Source organism: Methylobacterium sp. R2-1, assembly GCF_014191355.1.
GTDB lineage: Bacteria > Pseudomonadota > Alphaproteobacteria > Rhizobiales > Beijerinckiaceae > Methylobacterium.
The window spans coordinates 168,927-188,728 of sequence record NZ_JACHWM010000007.1 but is presented as its reverse complement, the minus strand read 5'-3'; the positions used below and the strand labels follow the sequence as shown (position 1 = coordinate 188,728).

The window sequence follows — 19,802 nt, the reverse complement described above, 5'->3', positions numbered from 1 at the left end:
GCATGTAGAGGGGCGTGCGGCTGCGGGCAAACGGCGTCAGCGCGGGAGGCGCACCACGGCCCGGACCTGTGGCGAAACGTAACCCGCATCGTGCGCGAAGGGCAGCGGGGTGTCGGTGCGCAGGGCGTCGAGCACGCACGAAAAGTCCGTCGCGCAGCGGAAGCCCAGCACCCGCTCGGCGCGCGAGGCATCGTAAACCCGGCCGATGCGCGTCGGCAGGTGCCAGCCGCGCTGGGCGTAGAGCCTGGGTGCGTCGGGAAACAACCGCGCGATCACGCCTGCCGCATCCTCCTTCAAGGCCCGCGCCTCCGCGCGCGCGAAAGGCGTCGGCGCGGAGAGCACGAAGGTGGCGCAGCCGATCTGCGGCGCCCGCTCCAGCGCGACGACATGGGCGCGGGCGGCGTCCTCCACGGTGAGGCGCCGGTGCAGGAACTCGTTGGCCTTCCGGTTCTCGCCGGAGAGATCGCGATGGGTGTCGTCCTCCTCGGGGAAGAAGCGGGCGGTGCGCAAGCTGAGGCAGGCGAGCCCGTGCTCCAGATGGAAGAGCCGGCAGAGATCCTCGGCGGCGCGCTTGGTCACGCCGTAGATGTTGCGCGGTGCGAGCGGCCCCGAATCCTCGTCGAGCCAGACCGCGTGGTCGGCGGTCTCGTCGCGGATGGCCTGCGAGATCATCAGCGAGGTCGTGGAGGTGAAGACGAAGCGGTCGTGGCCCGCTCGGGCCGCCGCCTCCAGCAGGTTGAGCGTGCCGGTCACGTTCACGTCGATGAAGCGCTGCGCCGGATACCGGGCGATGTCCGGCTTGTGCAGGGCGCCGGCATGGATCACCGCCTCGATGCCGTGCGTGTCGAAGACCCGCGTGATCAGCCCGGCCTCGGCCACCGAGCCGACCACCTGCGTCTCAGGCCCCGGCACCACGTCGAGCCCGGTGACGGCATGGCCCGCCGCGCGCAGTTGCGGGGCGAGGAACCGTCCGAGCCAACCGGAGGAACCGGTGAGGAGCACGCGCATGACGCCATATACGCAGCTGTGGGCGAAGGGTGAAGCGGGGTATACGGTGTCCGCGCATCGCTCACGCTTTCAAGGCCCAAGCTTCCGGTCACATGACCTCGGACATCAGGCAGACCCTCGGGCACCGTGCGGATGTGGCCCCTCACCGCTCCGGCGGGGATGACAGCCCCGGCCTACGGCCCAGCATCCTCGATCCGCTTTTCGCCCCGGCCCGCGGCCTGCCCGGCGTCGGGCCGAAGATCGCGCCGCTGATCGAAAAGCTGCTGGGCTCCGAGGAGCGGCCGGCCCGCGTCGCCGACCTGCTGTTCCACCTGCCGCAGAGCGGCGTCGCCCGGCCGCTCTGCGGCTCGATCCGCGATGCGCCGACCGGCGAGCCCGTCACCCTCGGCGTGACCGTGGTGGCCCATCGGCCGCCGATGTTGGGCAAGCGCGCCTTCCGCGTGCTGGTCGAGGACGGGACCGGCGACATCAGCCTCGTCTTCTTCGGCATGCCGCGGGGACGCATCGAGAAGATGCTGCCCGTCGGAAGCCACCGCTACGTCTCGGGCCGGATCGACCTGTGGGACGGCACCCGGCAAATGGTCCATCCCTCCCGCATCCTCGACGAGGCGGGATTGGCGAGCCTGCCCGCCGTCGAGCCGATCTACGGCGCCACCGAGGGCCTGACCTCGCGGGTGATCAGCAAGATCGTCCACGGCGCGCTCGACCGACTCCCCGTCCTGCCCGAGTGGCAGGACGCGTCCTATCTCGCCCGCAATCGCTTCCCGCCCTTCGCCGAGGCCCTGCGCATCGAGCACCGGCCCGAGGAGGCCCCCCCTCCCCCGAGCGAGGGGCAGCCCCCGCCCGCCAGTCCCGCGCGCAAGCGGCTCGCCTATGACGAGTTGCTGGCCTCGCAGCTCGCGCTCGCCCTGGTGCGCGCCCGCCAGCGGCGGAAAGCCGGCCGGGTCAATGCCGGCGACGGGCACCTCAAGGCGCGGGTCGAGGCGGCGCTGCCCTTCGCGCTGACCGGCGCGCAGGCACGGGCGGTGGAGGAGATCCGCGCCGACATGGCCTCCGAACGGCGGATGCTGCGACTGCTCCAGGGCGATGTCGGCTCCGGCAAGACGGCGGTGGCGCTGCTCGCCATGGCCTCGGCGGTGGAGGCCGGGCGGCAGGCCGCCTTGATGGCGCCCACCGAAATTCTGGCGAGGCAGCACTTCGAGCGGCTGGTGCCGCTCGCGGGCGCCATGCGCCTGCGGCTGCTGACCGGCCGCGACCGGGCCGCCGAGCGGCGCGCGACGCTCGCGGATCTCGCGGCGGGCGGGATCGACATCGTGGTCGGCACCCACGCCCTGTTCCAAGAGGCGGTGGCGTTCCGCGATCTCGGCCTCGCCGTGGTGGACGAGCAGCACCGCTTCGGCGTGCACCAGCGCCTCGCGCTCGGCGCCAAGGGCGAGGCGGTAGACATCCTGGTGATGACCGCCACCCCGATCCCGCGCACCCTCGCGCTCACCTTCTTCGGCGACATGGACGTCTCGGTACTCGACGAGAAGCCGGCCGGGCGTCAGCCGATCAAGACCATCACCGTGCCGGTGGAGCGCGTCGACGAGGTGGTGGAGGGCCTGCACCGGGCGCTGGCCGCGGGCGATCGGGTCTACTGGATCTGCCCGCTGGTGGCGGAGTCGGAATACGTCGATCTGGCTGCGGCGGCCGAGCGCTTCGAGGATCTGAAGAAGCATTTCGGGGATGGGGTCGGCCTGATCCACGGCAAGATGCCGGGGCCGGAGAAGGACGCGGCGATGGAGGCATTCGCCGCCGGCCGCACCCGCGTGCTGGTCTCGACCACGGTGGTGGAGGTCGGCGTCGACGTGCCGGAGGCCACCATCATGGTGATCGAGCATGCCGAGCGGTTCGGGCTGGCCCAGCTCCACCAGCTCCGCGGGCGGGTGGGACGCGGCTCGAAGGCCTCCTCTTGCCTGCTGCTCTACCGCGGGCCTCTCGGGCAGGTGGCCAAGGCGCGGCTCGAGATGATGCGCGCCAGCGAGGACGGCTTTCGCATCGCCGAGGAGGACCTGCGCCTGCGCGGCGAGGGCGAGGTGCTCGGCACCCGGCAATCCGGCATGGCCGCCTTCCGCCTCGCGCGGCTGGAGAGCGACGGCGACCTCTTGGAGGCCGCCCGCGACGATGCCCGGCTGATCGTGGAGCGTGACCCGCGCCTCTCGAGCGAGCGTGGCCGGGCGCTCAGGGTGCTGCTCTACCTGTTCGAGCGCGAGGCGGCGATCCGGCTGATCGAGGCGGGCTGACATCGCGGCCGCTCGATCGACGCGGCAAGCCGTGTCATTCGCCAGCGCGGGGAGGAGCGAGGCCAGCCCCTGCCATTGCGAAGGCGACCGCCGGATGCCGAACGCGGTCACTCGTTCAGGATGTCGTTCAGGAACATGCGATCCTGAATGGGCCGTTCAGAAAGTCGAAGGCATCGCGCCGGAAACTCCCCGGCTGCGGCAACGCTGCCCGCAAAAAGGAAGATTTCTATTTCCGATCAATCCCTTGCACAGCATCGCTCTCACTCGAAGTGAGCGCGCGGCAGGGCGGAAAAAGCGGAATTACCTTGTATTTGCCCCAATCGTCGCTTAACTGGAGATGAACAAACGGCCTCGTAGACCGGGGTGCCACTGGAAAAAAGGAGGATCGCGATGTCGATCGCACCGTTCCAACGCCTGCCGGGTTCCTCCGAGAATTGGGGAGCCGATACGCTCTCCGTCGAACCCTGGCTCATGCCGATCTCGGATCGCGAGACGCGCGACGAGACGACGTCGGACGCTCTGGTGAGCGCCGTGCGGCAATCTTCGCGCCGGCTCTGGATCGCGGCCAACGCGCTGTGCGCGGGCCTTGCCCTGTTGCTGACTGTCCAGATCGCGACCGACTGGTCCTCGCCGGTTGCTCGCCCCGTGATCGGGCATCAGGTCGCCGACGCGACTCCGCCGACGCTACCGGTCGAGAAGGCTTCGCTCCACCACTGAGGCGAAAAAAGCCGTAAGATCGGACTTAAAGATCAGGGCCTAGAGATCAGGGCGTGCCGGTTCCCGGCGCGCCTTTTCTGTATCCGGAGCCGCCTCCCCTTCCGCGACCTGCGCCTGGCGCAGGGAGGCGGCCATGGCGTGGAAGCCCGCCCGCGGATCCTCCGGCTGGATCACGCCTGCCGACATCACGAGCTTAGCCGCATCGTCGACGCTGATGGCGATCTCCACGATCTCGGCGCGCGGCAGGTAGAAGAAGAATCCCGTGGTCGGGTTCGGCGCACAGGGCAGGAACACGCCGACGTAATCGTGCTCGCCGCCCTCCTTCGCCTGGAGCGCGCCCTGCACTTCATTCGCCGCGGGGGCCGAGAGGAACACCACCGACCACGTCCCCTTCACCGGGAACTCCACCAGTCCGACGGTGCGGAACGAGGTGCCGTTGGCCGAGAACAGCGTCTCGAAGATCTGGCGCAGCCCGCGGTAGAGGCCGGAGATGACGGGCGTGCGCGCGAGCAGCACCTCGCCGAACTCCACCACCGAGCGCCCGACGAGGTTGGCGGTGAGGAAGCCGAGCAAGGTCACCGCGACGAAGGCGATGACGAGGCCGAGGCCCGGAATCGAGAATGGCAGGTAGTGGTCCGGCAGGTAGCTCGCCGGCACCAGCGGCTTCACCCACCCGTCGATCAGGGCGATGAACCACCACGTGATGTAGATCGTGATCGCGAGCGGGCCCGCGACGATCACGCCGGTGAGGAAATAGGTCCGCAGCCGGCCGCGGGCGCTGACGCGCGTCTTGGACGAGGCGGGTTCCGGAGCATCCGGAATCGGCGAGAGGGTCGGCGCCACGCATGCACCTCGAGAGGCGGACGAGCGGGCGGACGGATCCATCCCGGCCTCCCGCTCTCCGGGGCAGAGACCTAGCCGCTGCGCGTGGACGGCTCAAGAGCGGCCGGCACCGGCGCGCCGCATCAGCAGCCTGCGCGGGCCTGAGCGACGTGCGAAATCCGCCTCGCGAAGCAACGAACCCGATTTCGTATGAGTGGTGCGCGAGGCAACTTGATCGGGGCCCACGAAATCTTACCTCGGTACAGCCCGTTGTAGCTAAGTTTCAGGGAGAGGACGCGATGCACGTCACCATCGAGCAGGCGGAAAAGGCGATTGAGGCCGCGCGCGCCAAGGCGGTCGAACTCGGAACGCAGATGTGTATCGCGATCGTCGATTCCGGCGGCAACCTGAAGGCCTTCCATCGCATGGACGGCGCCTGGGTCGGCTCGATCGATATCGCGCAGAAGAAGGCCAAGACCTCCGTGTTCTTCGGCATGAAGACGGGGCAGATCGGCTCCCTGTCGCAGCCCGGCGGCTCGCTCTACGGCATCGAGCACTCGAACCAGGGCCTGATCACCTTCCCCGGCGGCATTCCGATCGTCGATGCGGACGGCGAGATGTCGGGCGCCATCGGCGTCAGCGGCTCGTCGGTGGAGAACGACGACGCGGTGGCGCTCGCAGGCGCCAGCGCGATCGGCGACACCGAGTTGCCCGACCACCCCTGGCGCACCTGATACTACGGCAGGCGCATCGATCCGGATGCCGGGTCGATGCGCCGAGCGACGGCCCATGCCGTCACTTTGAGTGAAAACAGGGGCTCGTGGCCGAGCGGTACTCCCGCCGGCTCACTCCACCGTGACCGACTTCGCCAGATTGCGCGGCTGATCGACGTCTTTGCCCATGAAGACGGCGGTGTGATAGGCGATGAGCTGGATCGGCACCGCGTAGACGATCGGCGCGATCACCGGATCCACGTCCGGCATGGTCAGCGTCGCCAGCGTGTCCAGCCCGGCCGCCGCCGCGCCCTTCGCGTCGCCGACGAGGATGATCTTTCCGCCGCGGGCGGCGACCTCCTGCATGTTCGAGACGGTCTTCTCGAAGATCGCGTCGTGGGGCGCGATCACGATCACCGGCACGCTCTCGTCGATCAGCGCGATCGGCCCGTGCTTGAGCTCGCCGGCCGCGTAGCCCTCCGCATGGATGTAGCTGATTTCCTTCAGCTTCAGGGCCCCTTCGAGCGCCATCGGGTAGCTCGTGCCGCGGCCCAGATAGAGCACGTCGCGGGCCTTGGCGATCTCGCGGGCGAGCCCTTCGACTTCCGCCTCCATCTTGACCGCCTCGGCCATCAGTCCGGGGGCGGTGATGAGCGCGTCGACGATGGCGCGCTCGCGCTCCGCGCTCAGCGTACCGCGGGCGCGGCCGGCGGCGAGCGCGAGGCAAAGCAGCACCGTGAGCTGGCAGGAGAAGGCTTTCGTGGAGGCCACACCGATCTCCGGTCCGGCGAAGGTCGGCATCACCACCGACGATTCCCGGGCGATGGTCGAGGTCGGGACGTTGACCACCGCCAGCGTGTGCTGGCCCTGGCTCTTGGCGTAGCGCAGCGAGGCGAGCGTGTCAGCGGTCTCGCCCGACTGCGAGATCACGAGCGTCAGCCCGTCCCGCTCCAGCGGCGGCTCGCGGTAGCGGGTCTCGGAGGCGACGTCGATCTCGACCGGCAGACGCGCCAGGGTCTCGAACCAGTACTTGGCGACCAAGCCGGCGTAGTAGGCGGTACCGCAGGCGGTGATCGAGAGGCGCGAGAGCCGGGCGAAGTCGAAGGGCAGATCCTCCTGCAGGACGACCTGACCACGGGCCATGTCGATGTAGTGGGCGAGCGTGCGGCCGACGACCTCCGGCTGCTCGTGGATCTCCTTCGCCATGAAGTGGCGGTGGTTGCCCTTGTCCACGAGGAAGGCTTGCGTCGCGATCCGCTGACGCGGCCGGCGCACCGCCTTGCCGGTGAGATCCCGGATCTCGGCGCCGTCGCGGGTCAGGATCGCCCAGTCGCCCTCTTCGAGATAGGTGATCTCGTCGGTAAAGGGCGCCAGCGCCAGGGCGTCCGAGCCGAGATAGGTCTCACCCTGCCCGAAGCCGATGGCCAGGGGCGCGCCGTGGCGGGCGCCGATCAGGAAGTTTTCCTCGCCCGCGAACAGGAAGGCCAGGGCGAAGGCGCCGTGCAGGCGCGGCAGCGCCGCCTCGACGGCGGCCACGGGCCCGAGCCCCTGCCCCATCAGGTGGCTGACGAGCTGGGCCACGACCTCGGTGTCGGTCTCGCTCTCGAAGCGGGCACCCGCCGCCTCAAGCTCGCTCTTCAACTCGCGGAAGTTCTCGATGATGCCGTTATGGACCACCGCCAGCCGCTCGGTGGCGTGTGGATGGGCGTTGGTCTCGTTCGGGCGTCCGTGGGTGGCCCAGCGGGTATGGCCGATGCCGATGGCGCCGGGCAGCGGCGCCTGGACCAGCTTGCGCTGGAGGTTCGAGAGCTTGCCCTCGGCCCGTCGGCGATCGAGCCGGCCGTGCTCCAGGGTGGCGACGCCGGCCGAATCGTAGCCGCGATATTCGAGTCGCCGCAGCGCCTCGACCAGCGCATCCGCGACTGCCTCACGCCCGACGATGCCGACGATTCCGCACATGGCCGATCCTGAAGCCGCCTGATTAGAGATGCGCCGTTCCATCCCGTGATGGGACGTCCGCCCAGGCTCGGCTCCCTGCGATGCAAGAGTCTGACCTGAAGCGTGGCGCGGATGGAACGGCTTGTACGGACCGAAGCGCGAGAAGGCCAGCACCCGCCGCTTCGTGCCTTTCCGCTCCGCCGCTCAGCTCTTCCTGGCCTCGCGGGCGGCCTTGGCCGCCTTCAGCGTCTCGCGCAGTGTCTTGGCTGCCCCCTCGCGGGTGACCTGCCGCCCCCGCGCCACGGCGAGCGCGTCCGCCGGTACGTCGCGGGTGATGACCGAGCCGGCCCCGACCAGCGCGCCCGCGCCGACACTGACCGGCGCCACCAGGGCCGAGTTCGAGCCAATGAAGGCGCCCTCGCCAATCAGCGTACGATGCTTCGAAACGCCGTCGTAATTGCAGGTGATAGTGCCCGCGCCGATATTGGCCCCTGCCCCGACCTCGGCGTCGCCGAGATAGGTCAGGTGCGAGGCCTTGGCACCCGCGTGCAAGGTTGCGTTCTTGATCTCGACGAAGTTGCCGAGATGGACGCCCGCCCCCAGCACCGCGCCGCCGCGCAGGCGCACGTGCGGGCCGATATCGACGCCCTCCATCAGCCGAGCGTCGTGCAAGTGCGAGAAGGCGCGGATGGTGCAGCCGTCGCCAACGACGACGCCGGGACCGAACACGCAATGCGGCTCGACAATGACATCGCGGCCGAGAACCGTGTCGACGCTCAAGAAGACCGTCTCCGGCGCGATCAGCGTTGCGCCGCCGAGCTGGGCCGCCTGGCGCAGGCGCGCCTGGATCGTGGCCTCCGCGACGGCGAGCTGTACCCGATCGTTGACCCCCTGCGCTTCCGCCTCGGCGACGGGCACGACGGCCACAGGGAGCCCGTCGGCGACGGCGAGCGCCACCGCGTCGGTGAGGTAGTATTCGCGGTTGGCGTTGTCGTTGCCGATCCGCTCCAAGAGGCCGAGGGCGTGGGCACCGGAGAGTGCCATCAGCCCGGCATTCGACAGACGGACGGCCCGCTCGTCCTCGGAGGCGTCCTTCTCCTCGCGGATCGCCCGGACGCGGCCCTCTTCCGTCAGCACCCGCCCGTAGCCGGTTGGGTCGGCGGCCTCGAAGGCCAGCACCGCCACCGCCGCACCCTCGCGCAGGGGGGCGCGCAGGCGGGCAAACGTCTCGGCCGTGACCAGCGGCGTATCGCCGAACGCCACGAGCACGTCCCGCCCCCCCTCCAGCGCCGCGCGGGCGGTGAGAACCGCGTGCGCCGTGCCGAGGCGATCGGCCTGGAGATGGATGCTGGCGCCGGGTGCCAGCCGCTCGATCTCGCGGACGACGTCCTCGCGGCCGGGCTCGACGACTACGGCGAGGCGGGAGGCCCCCGCCTCCTGCACGGCGGCGAGCACGTGGCCGAGCATGGAGCGATTGGCCAACGCATGGAGCACTTTGGGCCGGTCGGAGCGCATCCGCACGCCCTTTCCGGCCGCCAGCACGATCGCGGTGAAGCTGCTCTCCGCTCCCTGGTTCGCGCCTGCCGTCATCGAAATCCGCTTCCTGCCGTCTGGAAGTCCCTACGAAACGCCCGGTCACCGGTCGCCCTGCCCTGCCGGCCGCGACGGCGCAGCGGGAGCCACGTGAGAGACACTGAATCGACGGCCCGTTTAGCCGATCGGACGGCGGGCGCGAAGAGCCGGAGGATCGGCGCCGCGGCTTCGAGGCACGTGGCACAGAGCGTAGCCCGCGGCGCAACGGGCCCTTACCACGGCAGGCAGCGGATCTGCAGCAGATCCTCCGCGCTCACCCGCACGCCGAAGGCCAGGGCGCGCCAAACCGGCATCGTCGCGAAACCGAGGCCCGTGGCGAGGACGAGCCAGGGCCAAGCCTGGCGCAAGCCATTGACTGCCGGCCGCAGGTCGTCGTCCTTTGCCCGCCTCATCGCCGCAGCGCGGCGGGGGCCACGCCTGTCCGCCCGCGCCCCGTGCGCAACAGCCAGACTCCGCCCAGCAGCATGGCGAGGCCCCAGGCGAGGAAGCCGAGGTCCCAGGCGAGCCAGTGCGCCCGGTCCACCCGCTCGTTGACGTGGTGAACGCCGAACCACTGGTGGTCGATCAGGCCTTCGACGAGGTTGAACAGCCCCCAGCCGACGAGCAGGCTGCCGACCAGCGCCCGGTTCGACCAGCGCAGATGCCGCCCCCGTGCCCGGCGCCACAGGATGAACAGCCCGATCACGACGAAGACGTAGGTCGCGCTGTGGAAAATCCCGTCCCAGAGCGTGTTGAGTTCGAGGTTCTCGATCGAGGTGATCGGGTACCAGGAACTGAGCATATGGTGCCATTGCAGCACCTGATGCAGCACGATGCCGTCGAAGAAGCCGCCGAGGCCGAGCCCGAACAGCACACCCGCCGCGACCGGGAAGTCGCCCCCCTCCGCCGGCGCGAGAGCGCTCGGTTGATCGCGCGACGCCATCGCCGGCGGCCTCACGGCGAGCGGTAGGCGGAGCCGTCCTCGGCCCGCGCCGGCGTCTCGACGTAGCGGCCCTGATCCGGCACGGCGATGCGCTCGAAATCTTGCGCCAGCGCGTCGAGGCCGCGGCGCAGTTCCGGCCCCTGGAGGGGTCGTCCATGGCCGGTCACCGCCCGTTCGGGCTTGAGCGCGGCGAGGCTGCGCACGGAGCCGCCCGCGGCCGGCCAATCGATGGTCAGATACATCGGCGGCCCATGGACCTCCGGCTCCTGCGTCACCACGGCATAGGCCGATTCCTGGGCGGTGGTAACGAAGGCGTCACCCGCAATCAGGCTGCGGTCGGCCTCGCGCCAGAACGAGACGTGGCCCGGCGCATGGCCGGGCGTGTGCAGCCAGCGCCAGCCCGGCATCGGCGGCACGCTGCCGTCGGCGGGCAGGAGTTGCAGGCGGGACGACACGTCCACGGGCTTGGTGGGGTAGAGCGGCGCGATGCGCGCCATCAAGCCGCCCCCCACGCTCGGATCCGGCGTTGGATAGGCGGCGCTGCCGTCGAGATAGGGCCGCTCGAGTCCGTGGGCGTAGACGGGGACGTCCCATTCCTCCGCCAGATCCTCCAGCACGCCGACATGGTCGAAATGGCCGTGGGTCAGCACGATGGCCGCCGGCCGGGCGCCCTCGCCGAAGCGGGCGGCGGCGGCATTGCGGATCGCGGCCTTCGAACCGGGAATGCCGGCATCGACAAGGACCCAGTTGCGGTCGCCGGCACCGGGGATGCCGACGAAGACGACATTGGCCAGCACGAGGCGGCGATAGGCGAGATCGGGCGCGAACGCGTGGGTGCCGTCGTCGCGCTCGGCATCGGCCCGCGGATCGTCGGCGCGGGCCTGGCGGCTGATCGGGATCTGCTGCGCCACAGCCTTCTCCTGTGCGAGGTGGGACGGGATGCCGGCCGGCGCTCCGGCCGCGTGGGAGCGGTCATCACGGGAAGGCCGACGCGGTAGCTTTGTTCCCGCGGCCCGACAGGGCGGAAAAAGGTTGCCGGGGGCATTCTTCAGAAACTTCGCGAGAGGGCCCAGGTTGGAAGGGTATCGATCGCCAAGGCCATCCGGCACGTGCGATCTCAGGGTTCGTCGCCGCGCCAATGTTGCCCGCCCCGCACTCACTCTGCTCCTGTCACGCGGCTGCCGAGCGGCGGCTCCATGATGAGCCTCGCTTGAGCCCCTCGATCCCGGACCCGACACCGTGAGCGATCCGACCTACCCGCCCCTCGACGTGCTCAAGCCCGTGGCCTTCGGCCTCTGGATCGTGGACAGCGGCCCGATCCACGCCGCGGGCCTGCCGCTGCCGGTGCGCATGACCGTGGTGCGGCTCTCCGACGGCGGCATCTGGCTGCACTCGCCGACCCGCTACGACGCGGATCTGCACCGCGAGATCGAGGCGCTCGGGCCGATCCGCCACCTCGTCGCGCCCAACGTCACGCACTGGACCTATCTGAGGGAGTGGCAACGTCATTGCCCGCAGGCCCTGACCTGGGCCGCCCCGAACCTGCGCGAGCGTCGGCAGGTCCGTCAGGCGGGCGTGCGGCTCGACCGGGATCTCGGCGACGCGGCGCCACCCGAATGGTTCGACGATCTGACGCAGGTGGTGGTGCCCGGCGGATTCGGGTTCCGGGAGGTGGCCTTCTTCCACACCGCCTCGGCGACGCTGATCCTGACCGATCTCATCCTGAATCTGGAGCCGGGCAAGCTGCCGCCCCTGCTGCGTCCGCTCCTGCGGATCGCCGGTGCGACCGCACCCGACGGACGCGCGCCGATCTATCTTCGACTGGTGGTGCGGCTGCGCAAGCACGAGGCGGCCCGGGCCGCGGCAGCCCTCGTCGCCCTGTCGCCGGAGCGGGTGTTGTTCAGCCACGGCGCCTGGTTCGACCGCAACGGCACGAGGGAACTGCGCCGCTCCCTGCGCTGGCTGATCGGCTGAGGCGGGCTGAGCCGCCCCAACGATCGCTTAGGCGTTGCTCCGCCCGCGGTGATCGGGATCGACCCCACCCTCCGCCGTGGTCTCGTTCTCGACATCGCCCTCGAAGGTGGACTCTCCCTCGATCGCCTCCGGGTCCGTCCCGGTCATCCCCTTCGACTGCCCGATGCCCGGGTTGCCCTTCAGGTCGGCATCGGTCGGCGTATCCGTCTTCAGATGCTTCGACATACGAATGTCGTCTCCCGGTTTCTCAGGTTGAGTCCGGGCAACCTGGGTTCTCGGCGGGTGTTCCGGGCGCATTCTGTCTCACCGCCCTGGGCGCGTCCGGCCCCATCCACAGGAATGCTCCCCCTCCCGAGCGGCCGTGCGGGCCGGCGCTCACGGAACCTGCAGCGTCGTGTCCTCCCGCTGCGCCCGGCGCAGGGCGTCGAGCAATTCGCCCTCGATGAGGAGGGCGGAGCCGTAGTGGAACTCGATATCGAAGCTGTGCCTTGAGTTCATCGAGAGCGAGGCGCTCTGCATGGCGACGAGCCGCCCGGCCTCGTCGAACAGTCCCGAGCCCGAGCCGCCGTAGCCGTCGTTGCAATCGTGGCGGGCACGCCGGATGCCGCCCTCCGTCGGCGGATCGATCCGGCGGATCGTGCAGGCCTCCAGGCTGCTGTCGCCCCGGTAGTTCTGGTGGCCGCCGGGAGCGACCAGGGTCACGGGAAGCGAGAGGTCTCCCGTGGACAGGTCGGGAGCGGCCTCCGGCACGGGCTGGCGCGGTGCGTCGGCGGGGCGGACGAGGCGCAAGAGCGCCCAGTCGTCGGTGATGTGAAGGCGCGTCGCGTCCGCGGCCACGCCGAGGTGCAGGCTCCCGACGACGAAATCGTAGTTGCGGCCGCCGATCTGGAAATAGCAGTCGCCGACCGGCCGCGTCGTCTCAAGCTGCCGGTTGCGGAAGTTGTGCGCGTTCAGCAGCACGAGCGAGGGCGTGCCGATCAACCACGCCGCCGCCGCCTTCTGCGGCACCCCGTCCGAGCGGCGGCACCAGAGGACGCCCGCCCCCGGATAGCGGGCGCGGTCGCTGCCCGTCAGGTCGCAGCGCCCGTCATGGGGATAGAGCGCGGCGGTCTCGGTGATGTCCCTTGCCGGCTCGCGGACCGGTGCGACGGCCTCCGCAGTGGCCTCGGATGGCGGGTGAGCCGGCGGGTGCGTCGCATCGTCTCCGATCGCGGTGCCACCACTGGGCCCTGCAAACAGGGCGAGGAGCCCGCAAACCGCCAGAACGCCCCGCGCGCGCTGCCCCTGCGCCATGGCCCACAAGCCTCCCGCCGTACCGGGCCGCTACGCGAGGGCCCGTCGAGGAAAGTGGTGCGACGGGTCCCAGCCCCGGTCAAGGCGATGCCAACAAGTTGCAACACTACGCTTTGGCATTTTTAGAATTGCCTTATCGTCCCGGCAAGAAATGTCCAACCAGCTAAAGACACAACATCCAATAAAAGCATAGAAATTATAGGCGAAGGGGCGCTAATAAGTCTTTCATAAGACCGCGGCGATCTAAGAATCCTCTTAGTTCCACGATGCGGCACTTCGAAGGACTTCGGAGCGAGCCTGGAACCTCAGAAGAACGTCTGAGAGATACCGCGAGGCCGAAAGGCGAGGCGGTTCAGTGAGGAGACGCAGGATGAGCAGGTTTGTGACATCGGTCTCGGCCCTGGCGATGTTGGCGCTCGCGCCGGCCGCGCTGTCGAGCGCCGCATACGCCAACGACAAGCTGGTCGAGTTGTCGAAGAAAGACGAAAACTGGGTGATGCCCGGTAAGAACTACGACTCGAACAACTTCAGCGAATTGAAGCAGATCAATAAGAGCAACGTGAAGCAGCTTCGGCCGTCTTGGACGTTCTCCACCGGTCTGCTGAACGGCCACGAGGGCGCGCCGCTCGTCGTCGACGGCAAGATGTACATCCACACCTCGTTCCCGAACAACACCTTCGCCCTCGGCCTCGACGATCCGGGCACGATCCTGTGGCAGGACAAGCCGAAGCAGAACCCGGCCGCTCGTGCTGTCGCCTGCTGCGACCTCGTCAACCGCGGCCTCGCCTACTGGCCGGGCGACGGCAAGACCCCGGCGCTGATCCTCAAGACCCAGCTCGACGGCAATGTCGCCGCGCTCAATGCCGAGACCGGCGAGACGGTGTGGAAGGTCGAGAACTCCGACATCAAGGTCGGCTCGACGCTCACGATCGCCCCCTACGTCGTGAAGGACAAGGTGATCATCGGCTCCTCGGGCGCCGAGCTCGGCGTGCGCGGCTACCTCACCGCCTACGACGTGAAGACCGGCGAGCAGGTGTGGCGCGCCTACGCCACGGGTCCGGACAAGGACCTGCTGCTGGCTTCCGACTTCAACATCAAGAACCCCCATTACGGCCAGAAGGGCCTCGGCACCGGCACCTGGGAGGGCGACGCCTGGAAGATCGGCGGCGGCACCAACTGGGGCTGGTACGCCTACGATCCGGGCACCAACCTGATCTACTTCGGCACCGGCAACCCGGCGCCGTGGAACGAGACCATGCGTCCGGGCGACAACAAGTGGACGATGACGATCTTCGGCCGCGACGCCGACACGGGTGAGGCCAAGTTCGGCTACCAGAAGACTCCGCACGACGAGTGGGACTATGCCGGCGTCAACGTCATGATGCTCTCCGAGCAGAAGGACAAGGACGGCAAGACCCGCAAGCTGCTGACCCACCCGGACCGCAACGGCATCGTCTACACCCTCGACCGGACCGACGGCGCGCTCGTCTCGGCGAACAAGCTCGACGACACGGTCAACGTATTCAAGTCGGTCGACCTGAAGACCGGGCAGCCGGTGCGCGACCCCGAATACGGCACCCGGATGGACCACCTCGCCAAGGACATCTGCCCCTCGGCGATGGGCTACCACAACCAAGGTCACGACTCGTACGATCCGAAGCGTGAGCTGTTCTTCATGGGCATCAACCACATCTGCATGGATTGGGAGCCCTTCATGCTTCCCTATCGTGCGGGTCAGTTCTTCGTCGGTGCGACGCTGAACATGTATCCCGGCCCGAAGGGCGACCGTCAGAACTACGAAGGTCTCGGCCAGATCAAGGCGTACAACGCGATCACCGGCGACTATAAGTGGGAGAAGATGGAGCGCTTCGCCGTGTGGGGCGGCACCATGGCCACCGCGGGCGACCTCGTCTTCTACGGCACGCTCGACGGCTACCTGAAGGCGCGCGACTCCGACACGGGTGACCTTCTGTGGAAGTTCAAGATTCCGTCCGGCGCCATCGGCTACCCGATGACCTACACCCATAAGGGCACGCAGTACGTCGCCATCTACTACGGCGTCGGCGGCTGGCCGGGTGTCGGTCTCGTGTTCGACCTCGCCGACCCGACCGCCGGCCTAGGCGCGGTGGGCGCCTTCAAGAAGCTCGCCAACTACACCCAGATGGGCGGCGGCGTGATCGTGTTCTCGCTCGACGGCAAGGGTCCCTACGACGATCCGAACGTCGGCGAGTGGAAGTCGGCTTCCAAGTAAGACCCGGCACGCAAGACCTGAGCAGACGAACCTCCCCTCCCCCTCGCGGGGGAGGGACAGGGCTGGGGTGGTGCGGGCCCTCGAACGGTCCGCACCACCGCGCTCCACTCTCCGCAGGACGTTTCCTCCAACGTGCCGATGCCCCGGCACCGGCGACGGTCTGCACGGGAGATGCGTGGTGGGCAGGCCTGGATCCGTCCCGGCGGGACATCCGACGACGCGCCTGAGCCCCGCGCCAAGACGTCATAAGAATAATCCAGAGGAAACGAAGATGTCGCTCGTGAACGGACGCCGCCGAGCCGTCGCCTCGGCCGTCGCCCTCGCTGCCCTGACCGGTCTATGCGCACCTGCCCTGGCGCAGGACAAGAAAGCCGCCGAGGCTGCGAAGCCCGATGCCGGGACCTTACGCATCTGCGCCGCCGAGCAGCCGCCGCTCTCGATGAAGGACGGCTCGGGGCTCGAGAACCGCATCGCCACAGCCGTCGCCGAGGCAATGGGCCGCAAAGCCCAGTTCGTGTGGCTCGGCAAACCTGCGATCTACCTCGTACGCGACGGACTGGAGAAGAAGACCTGCGACGTGGTCGTCGGGCTCGATTCCGACGATCCGCGGGTGCTCACGAGCAAGCCCTATTACCGCTCGGGCTACGTCTTCCTCACCCGCGCCGACCGGGATCTCGACATCAGGTCCTGGTCCGACCCGCGGCTGAAGGAGGTGAGCCACATGGTGGTCGGCTTCGGCACGCCCGGCGAGGCGATGCTCAAGGACATCGGCCGCTACGAGGAGGACATGGCCTACCTCTACTCGCTGGTGAATTTCCGCGCGCCGCGCAACCAGTACACCCAGATCGACCCGGCTCGGATGGTGAGCGAGGTCGCCACCGGAAAGGCCGAAGTCGGCGTGGCCTTCGGGCCCGACGTCGCCCGCTACGTGCGCGATTCCTCGACCAAGCTGCGCGTGACCCCGGTGCCCGACGACACCACCCGCAGCGACGGCCAGAAGATGCCGCAGAGCTTCGACCAGTCGATGGGCGTGCGCAAGGACGACACCGCTCTGAAGGCGGAACTCGACGCCGCCCTGGAGAAGGCCAAGCCCAAGATCGAAGCGATCCTGAAGGAGGAGGGCGTACCCGTGCTGCCCGTCTCGAATTGAGCCGCCGCGCGATCGCTTCCGTGATGAGGACCAAGACCAAGACGATGATGAACCGGACAAAGATCGGTACCGCCTTCCTCGGACTCGCGCTCTTTGGCAGCGCTCTCGGCAGCGTTCCCGCACTGGCGCAGCCGCAGTCGGGCCCGCAATCGGGCGTGACCTTCCGCAACACCGTGACCGGCGAGGCGCTCGACGTCACCCAGGGCAAGGAGGGCGGGCGCGACACGCCGGCGGTGAAGAAGTTCTTCGAGACCGGGGAGAACATCTACATCGACGACAAGTCCTGCCTGCGCAACGGCGAGAGCCTGTTCGCGACTTCGTGCTCAGGCTGCCACGGTCATCTTGCCGAGGGCAAGCTCGGGCCGGGCCTGAACGACAATTACTGGACCTACCCGTCCAATACGACCGATGTCGGCCTGTTCGCGACGATCTTCGGCGGCGCCAACGGCATGATGGGCCCGCACAACGAGAACCTGACGCCCGACGAGATGCTGCAGACCATCGCCTGGATCCGGCACCTCTACACGGGGCCGAAGCAGGACGCCCTGTGGCTCAACGACGAGCAGAAGAAGGCCTACACGCCCTACAAGCAGGGCGAAGTCATCCCGAAGGACGCCAAGGGCCAGTGCAAGCCGCTGGAGGAGTGATCCCTTCGGGTTTCGGGCCGGCTCGAACCGGCGCGATCGAGGGGGCGAATCGTGGGATCAGGTCGCCGCTCGCGGCGAGGTCTCCGAAAGAGCAAGCCCCGAAAAGAGCAAGTCTCATAAAGTGGAGGAAACCATGAAGACCGCTTTCATCGCTGCCGCGGCCATCGCCCTCGCCGGGATCGCCGCGCCGGCGCTCGCCTATGACGGCACCAAGTGCAAGGCGCCGGGCAATTGCTGGGAGCCGAAGCCCGGCTTCCCCGAAAAAATCGCCGGCTCCAAGTACGACCCCAAGCACGACCCCAAGGAGCTGAACAAGCAGGCCGATTCCATCAAGCAGATGGAAGAGCGCAACAAGAAGCGCGTCGAGAACTTCAAGAAGACCGGCAAGTTCGAGTACGACATCAGCAAGATCTCGGCGAACTGATCCGCCGACCCTCCGCCCCTCCCCTTCGGATCTCGGACCTGTCCGGGATCCGTCCCTGACCTATCGGGTCGGGCAGGTCCGATCCGGACCGGGAGGGACGGAGTCCGTGCGAGAGCGGTGCCGGCGCGCCGAGCGCCCGCAAAGAGAAGAAAAAGGCCCACCGCCGAATGAACACCCTGCGCCCCGGCGACGCCATCCTCACCGACTGGCGGGAAGCGGCCGCGCGCTTCGAGCGCGAGATCGGCAAGGCCGTGGTCGGCCAGGAGCGGGCGATCCGCCTGCTGACCATCGCGATCTTCGCCCGCGGCCACGTCATGCTCGAAGGCGATGTCGGTGTCGGAAAGACGACGCTCCTGCGCGCGGTCGCACGCGGCCTCGGCGGTGCTTACGAGCGCGTCGAGGGCACCGTCGACATGATGCCCACCGACCTGATCTACCACACCTATCTCGGTGAGGACGGCCGCCCCCGGGTCGAGCCCGGCCCGGTGCTGCGGCGGGCCGAAGACCTCTCGGTGTTCTTCTTCAACGAGATCAACCGCGCCCGGCCCCAGGTCCACGCGCTGCTCCTGCGCATCATGGCCGAGCGCAGCGTCACCGCCTTCAACCGCGAGTACCGCTTCCCCAACCTCCAGGTCTTCGCCGACCGCAACCGCGTCGAGCGCGAGGAGACCTTCGAGCTGCCGGCCGCCGCCCGCGACCGCTTCCTCATGGAGATCGGCATGGAGGCGCCGCGCGACGCGCGTGCCCGCCGCGACCTCGTGTTCGATCCCCGCTTCCACGACACCGACCGTCTCACAGAAGAGGTCGAGGCCGGCGTGCTCGACTTCGAGCGCATCGGCACCATCGCCAGCGCGATCCAGCACGCGATCTCGGCCGAACCGGCGATCGAGGCCTACGTCGTCGGCCTGTGGGAGGCCCTGGTGCACCCCGGCCCCGCCGGCATCCGGTTGCCGGGTATCGACATGGACCGCCTCGTCCAGGGCGGCGCCTCGCCCCGCGGCGTCGCCTTCCTCGTGCGCGCCGCCCGCGTCCGTGCCTGGCTGGAGGGCCGCGACTGGCTGGTGCCGGAGGACATCCGCGCTGTCTTCCCCGAGGTGATGGCCCACCGCGTCTTCCTCGAACCCGTCTACGAGATGCGGCGCGCGCAGATCGTGCCCGCCCTGATCCGCGCGGTGTTCGAGACGGTGCCCGCCCCGTGAGCGGCCCGGAAGACGGGGTCAACGATGAGGCCGATATTATCTACCTGCCGCGCTGGCGGCTCGACGGATACAGGGTCGGCGTCCATCGCGGCCGCGATGCCGGCGGCCTCGGCACGTTCCGCGATCAGGTCAGCTTCCTGCGCCTGCCGGATGCGCGGCGCATCGACCTGCGCGCGTCCCTGCGCGACCCGTTCGAGGGCGTGTTCGTGCGCCGCTTCGAGGCGCGCAGCCCGGTCGAGACCTACGCACTGGTCGATCTCTCCGCCTCCATGCGCTTCCGCGGCCGGGCCGACCGGCGCGAACTGGCTGGCACGTTCTGCACGACGCTCGCCCGCTCGGCGACGCGGATCGGCGACGGCTTCGGCTTGATCGCCTGCGACAACACCTTGCGCGATGACCTCACCCTCCCCGCGACCCGCCACCGGGCCGCCGCCCAGGCCGCCGCCGCGCGCCTCAGTGAGGCGACCTGCGAGGGACGCGGCGCCGAGGGCCTGCTGGAGGCCGCGCGCCGCCTTACCGGACGCCCGAAGCTGATCTTCCTCGTCTCCGACTTCCGCTGGCCGGAAGCTCTGATCGAGCAGGTGTTCTTGGCACTGGCGCTGCACGACGTGACGCCGGTGCTGCTCGCCGATTCCTCCGAGGACGAGGGGCTGCCGAACTGGGGCCTTGTCGAACTCGACGACCTGGAAGGCGCCGGGCGGCGCCTCGTCTTCCTGCGCCCATCCTTGCGCCGCCGCTGGATCGCCCGCGAGGCCGGGCGCGTCGAGCGCTTGCGCCGGATCTGCGCCCCGTTCGCCCGTCCGCCCTTCCGGCTCGCCGACCGCTTCGATGCCGAGGCGCTGAGCCGCCACCTGATGACGACGTGAGAG

At 69.0% G+C, this 19,802-nt stretch carries 19 protein-coding genes; 10 read left to right on the top strand and 9 right to left on the bottom strand.

The window, feature by feature from the left end; genetic code table 11:
* Positions 1-36: 36 nt before the first annotated feature.
* On the bottom strand, positions 37-1,008 hold the full coding sequence (locus FHU13_RS12190) for an NAD-dependent epimerase/dehydratase family protein (protein ID WP_183436144.1): 972 nt from the start codon (positions 1,006-1,008) through the stop codon (positions 37-39).
* 92 nt (positions 1,009-1,100) lie between these two features.
* Between FHU13_RS12190 and recG the strand changes: the two genes are divergently transcribed.
* Both recG and FHU13_RS12180 read left to right on the top strand, forming a co-directional pair.
* Positions 1,101-3,290, top strand: coding sequence for an ATP-dependent DNA helicase RecG (gene recG / locus FHU13_RS12185; RefSeq protein ID WP_183436143.1), 2,190 nt, complete (start codon positions 1,101-1,103; stop codon positions 3,288-3,290).
* Positions 3,291-3,680: 390 nt separating this feature from the next.
* Positions 3,681-4,007, top strand: a complete 327-nt coding sequence (locus FHU13_RS12180) for a hypothetical protein (protein ID WP_183436142.1) — start codon at positions 3,681-3,683, stop codon at positions 4,005-4,007.
* Between the two features lie 39 nt (positions 4,008-4,046).
* Here the strand turns inward: FHU13_RS12180 and FHU13_RS12175 are convergent, their stop codons facing one another.
* Entirely contained in the window at positions 4,047-4,892 is an 846-nt protein-coding gene (locus FHU13_RS12175; protein WP_183436141.1) for a DUF502 domain-containing protein, read from the bottom strand.
* Positions 4,893-5,128: 236 nt separating this feature from the next.
* Here FHU13_RS12175 and FHU13_RS12170 point away from each other — a divergent pair, with 236 nt between their 5' ends.
* Positions 5,129-5,563, top strand: coding sequence for a heme-binding protein (locus tag FHU13_RS12170; RefSeq protein ID WP_183436140.1), 435 nt, complete (start codon positions 5,129-5,131; stop codon positions 5,561-5,563).
* A 111-nt stretch (positions 5,564-5,674) separates the two neighbouring features.
* On the opposite strand, the gene glmS is transcribed toward FHU13_RS12170, so the two are convergent.
* The 5 genes from glmS to FHU13_RS12145 form a co-directional block, all read right to left on the bottom strand.
* Complete coding sequence (gene glmS / locus FHU13_RS12165; RefSeq protein WP_183436139.1) at positions 5,675-7,501, bottom strand: glutamine--fructose-6-phosphate transaminase (isomerizing); 1,827 nt, start codon at positions 7,499-7,501, stop codon at positions 5,675-5,677.
* A 183-nt stretch (positions 7,502-7,684) separates the two neighbouring features.
* Positions 7,685-9,070: a bifunctional UDP-N-acetylglucosamine diphosphorylase/glucosamine-1-phosphate N-acetyltransferase GlmU gene (gene glmU, locus FHU13_RS12160; RefSeq protein WP_183436138.1), complete on the bottom strand. Its 1,386-nt coding sequence runs from the start codon at positions 9,068-9,070 to the stop codon at positions 7,685-7,687.
* Positions 9,071-9,285: 215 nt separating this feature from the next.
* Positions 9,286-9,465: a hypothetical protein gene (locus FHU13_RS12155; RefSeq protein ID WP_183436137.1), complete on the bottom strand. Its 180-nt coding sequence runs from the start codon at positions 9,463-9,465 to the stop codon at positions 9,286-9,288.
* Positions 9,462-9,995: a DUF2243 domain-containing protein gene (locus tag FHU13_RS12150; RefSeq protein ID WP_183436136.1), complete on the bottom strand. Its 534-nt coding sequence runs from the start codon at positions 9,993-9,995 to the stop codon at positions 9,462-9,464. Before FHU13_RS12150 ends, FHU13_RS12155 begins: the two co-directional genes overlap by 4 nt.
* Before the next feature lie 11 nt (positions 9,996-10,006).
* On the bottom strand, positions 10,007-10,906 hold the full coding sequence (locus tag FHU13_RS12145) for an MBL fold metallo-hydrolase (RefSeq protein WP_183436135.1): 900 nt from the start codon (positions 10,904-10,906) through the stop codon (positions 10,007-10,009).
* Between the two features lie 328 nt (positions 10,907-11,234).
* Between FHU13_RS12145 and FHU13_RS12140 the strand changes: the two genes are divergently transcribed.
* Entirely contained in the window at positions 11,235-11,969 is a 735-nt protein-coding gene (locus FHU13_RS12140; protein ID WP_183436134.1) for a DUF4336 domain-containing protein, read from the top strand.
* A gap of 27 nt (positions 11,970-11,996) precedes the next feature.
* Here the strand turns inward: FHU13_RS12140 and FHU13_RS12135 are convergent, their stop codons facing one another.
* The gene (locus tag FHU13_RS12135) at positions 11,997-12,194 is read right to left on the bottom strand and encodes a hypothetical protein (RefSeq protein ID WP_183436133.1); all 198 of its coding nucleotides are present in this window, start codon (positions 12,192-12,194) and stop codon (positions 11,997-11,999) included.
* Between the two features lie 150 nt (positions 12,195-12,344).
* On the bottom strand, positions 12,345-13,262 hold the full coding sequence (locus FHU13_RS12130; RefSeq protein ID WP_183436132.1) for a serine protease: 918 nt from the start codon (positions 13,260-13,262) through the stop codon (positions 12,345-12,347).
* A 370-nt stretch (positions 13,263-13,632) separates the two neighbouring features.
* On the opposite strand from FHU13_RS12130, the gene FHU13_RS12125 reads away from it, so the two are divergent.
* The 6 genes from FHU13_RS12125 (at position 13,633) to FHU13_RS12100 (ending at position 19,799) form a co-directional block, all read left to right on the top strand.
* Positions 13,633-15,513 carry a methanol/ethanol family PQQ-dependent dehydrogenase gene (locus tag FHU13_RS12125; RefSeq protein WP_183436131.1) on the top strand — a complete coding sequence of 627 codons (1,881 nt, stop codon included), beginning with the start codon at positions 13,633-13,635 and terminating at the stop codon, positions 15,511-15,513.
* A gap of 271 nt (positions 15,514-15,784) precedes the next feature.
* Positions 15,785-16,663: a methanol oxidation system protein MoxJ gene (gene moxJ, locus FHU13_RS12120; RefSeq protein WP_183436130.1), complete on the top strand. Its 879-nt coding sequence runs from the start codon at positions 15,785-15,787 to the stop codon at positions 16,661-16,663.
* Positions 16,664-16,707: 44 nt separating this feature from the next.
* Entirely contained in the window at positions 16,708-17,310 is a 603-nt protein-coding gene (gene moxG / locus FHU13_RS12115; RefSeq protein WP_183436210.1) for a cytochrome c(L), periplasmic, read from the top strand.
* 133 nt (positions 17,311-17,443) lie between these two features.
* The gene (locus FHU13_RS12110) at positions 17,444-17,734 is read left to right on the top strand and encodes a methanol dehydrogenase [cytochrome c] subunit (RefSeq protein ID WP_183436129.1); all 291 of its coding nucleotides are present in this window, start codon (positions 17,444-17,446) and stop codon (positions 17,732-17,734) included.
* 167 nt (positions 17,735-17,901) lie between these two features.
* A complete protein-coding gene (locus tag FHU13_RS12105) occupies positions 17,902-18,933 on the top strand; it encodes a MoxR family ATPase (protein WP_183436128.1) in 1,032 nt (343 codons plus the stop codon).
* Positions 18,930-19,799, top strand: a complete 870-nt coding sequence (locus tag FHU13_RS12100; protein ID WP_183436127.1) for a DUF58 domain-containing protein — start codon at positions 18,930-18,932, stop codon at positions 19,797-19,799. The genes FHU13_RS12105 and FHU13_RS12100 overlap by 4 nt, the downstream gene beginning before the upstream one ends.
* The last annotated feature ends 3 nt before the right edge of the window (positions 19,800-19,802 follow it).